The sequence below is a fragment of the Streptomyces sp. BF23-19 genome (assembly GCF_041106355.1).
GTDB classification, from domain to species: Bacteria; Actinomycetota; Actinomycetes; order Streptomycetales; family Streptomycetaceae; genus Streptomyces; species Streptomyces virginiae_A.
The window spans coordinates 1-3,976 of sequence record NZ_JBGBPT010000181.1; the positions used below are offsets into that span (position 1 = coordinate 1).

A 3,976-nucleotide genomic window follows, 5' to 3' on the forward strand; every position below is an offset into this window, starting at 1 on the left:
GGATCCCATGGATCCGGGCCTTCGTCATGTCCGGGACGGACACGCGGTAGCCGGGGAGGGTGACTTGTGGGTGGAGCGTGTTTGACTTACCTCACTGTGGGCATGTCGACAAAACGCTGTAGTGACCTCACTGGCTGCGACATACCAGGTGTACGCGGGTAGCAGGTGATGCGACGATGGGATTTATGGGGGACAGGTCAACTCTGCTGGAGACAGGGCGGTTTGTGAGGGCGGAGTCCGGAACGGGCACAGAGGCCGAGGGGGCGGCTCCGGTCGTCGACGCGCAGACCGCACTGACCGATGCGGACTTCTTGGACAAGCACAGCGCTGAGGAGATGTTCGCCGAGACCGACGCGGCGAGCGACGCCGAGCTGGAAGCCCGGCACCGGGTGGCCGCCGACAAGGGCGACCCCGGAGCCATGAGCGTGCTCGGTGCGCTGCTGCTGCGCCGCGGCGACCTCGATGGTGCGGAACCCTACCTGCGGGGAGCCACGGGCGAAGGGGACCGCGCCGCCGCGAACAACCTCGGCGTGCTGCTCCACCAGCGGGGATACCCCGAGGACGCGGCCGGCTGGTGGCGGGTCGCCGCCGTCGCCGGATCGGCCCCCGCCGCGCACGCCCTCGGCCGCTACTTCCGTGAGCGCGGGGACGAGCCCGCCGCCGAGTACTGGATGCGGCAGGCGGCCGAGTCCGGCCACGCGCTGGGCGCGTACGGGCTGGCGGACCTGCTGGAGCACCGCGGTGACAAGGGTGTCGAGCGGTGGTTCCGCGCTGCCGCCGAACAGGGGCACCGCGAAGCCGCGTACCGGCTGGCGAGGCACCTGCGCAAGGGCGACCCCACCGAGGCCGAGCAGTGGTACCGGCAGGCCGCCGCGCGCGGGCACCGGCGCGCCGCCCTGCACCTGGGCGCCCTGCTGGAGGCGCGCGGCGAGCTCAAGGAGGCCGGGCGCTGGTACCTGACCTCCGCCAAGCAGGGGGAGGCGCGTGCGGCCTGCGCGCTCGGCTTCCTGCTGCGCGACGCCGGTGACGAGGAGAGCGCCGCCGTGTGGTGGCACCGGGCGGCGCAGGACGGCGACGGCAACGCCGCCAACGCACTGGGCGCGCTGCACGCCGCACGTGGCGAGACCCAGACCGCGGAGCGCTGGTATCGGACCGCCATGGACGCGGGCGATCAAAACGGGGCGTACAACCTTGCACTGCTGTGCGTCGCACAGGACCGCACCGCGCAGGCCGAGCAGTGGTACCGGCGCGCCGCCTACGCCGGGCACCGCGAGGCGGCCAACGCGCTCGCGATCCTGCTGCTCCAGGGCGGGGACGCGGCGGGCGCGGAGCCGTGGTTCTCGAAGGCGGCCGAGGCGGGCAGCGTCGACGCGGCCTTCAACCTCGGGATCCTGTTCGCCAGCCGGGACGAGGACCGGACGGCGCTGAAGTGGTACGAGCGGGCGGCGTCCGCCGGCCACACCGACGCGGCGCTGCAGGTCGGCATCGCGCTGGTGCGGGACGGCGAGGACCGGGCGGCCGAGCGGCACCTGCGCTGCGCGGCCGGCGGCGGCAGCGCCGAGGCGGCGTTCCGCCTGGCCGCGCTGCTGGAGTCGCTGGCCCCGCCGCCGGAGCCGGTGGCCCTGGGCGAGCCCGTGGGCGGCGCCCCGCGCACCGAGAGTGAGGAGTGGTACGAGCGGGCCGCCGAGCTGGGGCACCGCCGGGCCCAGGTACGGGTCGGCATGCTGGCCGCGGCCCGCGGCGACCTGGCGGTCGCCGCGCGCTGGTACCGGGAGGCGGCCGAGGCCGGCTCCCGCAACGGCGCCTTCAACCTCGGGCTGCTGCTGGCCCGTGAGGGGAACGAGCCGGAGGCCGCCCTGTGGTGGACCCGCGCGGCGGTGGCGGGCCACGGCCGCGCCGCCCTGCGCCTCGGCCTCCTGGCGGCCCGCCACGGGGACCTCGCGGAGGGCCAGAAGTGGTGCGTGCGCGCCATGGAACTGGGCCCGGCCGAGGTCTCGCAGCGCGCGGCCCGACTCCGCGAGGCCCTGGCCGAGGAACTCTCGGCCTAGGCCGAGAGGCCCCGTCCCGCTGCCGCCTCTCAGCGGTAGAGCCAGGAGGTGGAGCGGGCGTAGACGTGCCGGAAGGCGAGCGGCATCAGCAGGTCGTTGACGCGGCGCTGCACCGTGCCCGGGGTCTTCGAGTCGCGGTTGGTCGCCGCGGCCCGGGTCATCCGGGCCACCCGGGGGCGCCGTACGCGGGTGTACTCGGCCAGGGCGCCGGCCACGTCCGGCACCTGCGCCACGCAGCGCGCCAAGGCCACCGCGTCCTCGATCGCCATCGACGCGCCCTGCCCGGCCCCGACCGGGTGGGCGGCGTCGCCGATCAGCACGGTGCGCCCGTCGTGCCAGACGGGCACGTCCGCCAGCCGGTGCATCGGCATCGGGCGGTCGACGCGGGTCGCCGCCCGGATCAGGGAGAGCGGCAGCTCCTCCTTGCCGTACAGCTCCGCCAGCAGGCCCTGTGTGACCTCCGCCGGGTCCGGGGGCTCCGGTGCGGGTACCTGGGCCGACCACCAGACCGTGCCGTCCGTCGCCGGGACGCAGAGGAACGCCCCGCGCCGGCCGAAGACGAAGTGGTAGGTGCCGGGCGTGAGGTGCACGCCCTCGGAGACCCCCGACACGCTGTAGAGCCCGGCGTACCGCACCGGTGGCGCCGCCGGGTCCAGCGCCGAGCGGGTGGCCGACCAGATGCCGTCGGCCGCCACCACCAGGTCCGCGTCCAGGTCCGCCGGAAACACCCGCCGCCCCGTCTCGATCCGGGCGCCGGCCCGGACCGCCTCGGCGCGCAGCACCTCCACCAGCCGCCCGCGCAGCAGCGTCGTGCTGTGCAGGCTGTCCGAGGCGAGCCGGCCGCGCGGCACCTCCCCGAGGAGCTTGCCCGAGGAGGACCACATCCGCTGCAGGGCGACCGGGAACCCGGCGGCCTGGACCTCGGCGAGGCAGCCCAGCGAGTCCAGCCCCCGCAGCCCGTTGACGGCGAGGCTGAGGAACGAGCCCACCTGACCGGCCGGGTCCTCGTACGCCTCGTGGACCGTGACTTCCGCGCCGGTCGCGCGGCGCAGGGCGATCGCGCTCGCCGCTCCGGCGACTCCGCCCCCGATGACTGACACACGCATGTCCGACCTCTTTCGCTGAATCCATATTCACTGAACTCTGATTCGGTGAAACTTGGTTCAGTATGATGAGGCCGAGAAGACGGCGTCAAGTGGGAACGGGGATCGCGGTGGGAGTGCGCAAGGAGCGGGCGGCCGGCACGGAGGCGGCGCTCAAGGAGGCGGCGCGGGCGCTCTTCCTGGAGCGCGGCTACGCGCAGACGAAGATCACCGACATCACCAAGGCCGCCGGTCGGTCCACCGGGTCGTTCTACGAGCACTTCGCCGGCAAGGACGAACTGCTGGACGCGCTCCTCGCGGACATGGGGGCCCAGGTGGACAGGGAGGTCGGCGCCCACGACCACCCCCGCGACCACGACCTCGCCGACCGTGAGCAGCTGCGGACGCACGTGGCGGTCACCTGGCGGGTCTTCCGGGACCATCTGCCCGTCGTGGTCGCCCTCTTCCAGAAGTCCATGGCCGAACCGCCCGGCTCGGGGCAGGCCTGGGGGCGGCTCCTGGGGGACACCGCGCCGCTGCGCGAGCACCTCGCGTACATGCGCGAGCAGGGCCGTGAGCTGCCCGGGGACCCCGAGCTGGTCGCCGCGGCGATGGGGGCGATGATCTCGATGCTGGGGTACGCCGCCATGACCGGCGGAGCCGGACTCGACGACGACGAAGTGGTGGAGACGCTGACCGCGCTCCTGCATCGCGGGCTGGCCGGTTAACCGATTTGCATCTGCCGTGGGCCTTCACGTAACGTTGGGTTTACCGACGCGGGGTGGAGCAGCTCGGTAGCTCGCTGGGCTCATAACCCAGAGGTCGCAGGTTCAAATCCTGTCCCCG

The 3,976-nt window shown here is 73.9% G+C and carries 3 protein-coding genes; 2 read left to right on the forward strand and 1 reads right to left on the reverse strand.

The window, feature by feature from the left end; genetic code table 11:
• The first annotated feature begins 176 nt into the window (after positions 1-176).
• Complete coding sequence (locus tag AB8A24_RS43060; RefSeq protein ID WP_078850992.1) at positions 177-2,048, forward strand: tetratricopeptide repeat protein; 1,872 nt, start codon at positions 177-179, stop codon at positions 2,046-2,048.
• Positions 2,049-2,077: 29 nt separating this feature from the next.
• Here the strand turns inward: AB8A24_RS43060 and AB8A24_RS43065 are convergent, their stop codons facing one another.
• Positions 2,078-3,154: an NAD(P)/FAD-dependent oxidoreductase gene (locus AB8A24_RS43065; RefSeq protein ID WP_328961766.1), complete on the reverse strand. Its 1,077-nt coding sequence runs from the start codon at positions 3,152-3,154 to the stop codon at positions 2,078-2,080.
• An 89-nt stretch (positions 3,155-3,243) separates the two neighbouring features.
• Here AB8A24_RS43065 and AB8A24_RS43070 point away from each other — a divergent pair, with 89 nt between their 5' ends.
• Entirely contained in the window at positions 3,244-3,858 is a 615-nt protein-coding gene (locus AB8A24_RS43070) for a TetR/AcrR family transcriptional regulator (RefSeq protein WP_328961765.1), read from the forward strand.
• Positions 3,859-3,976 lie beyond the last annotated feature (118 nt).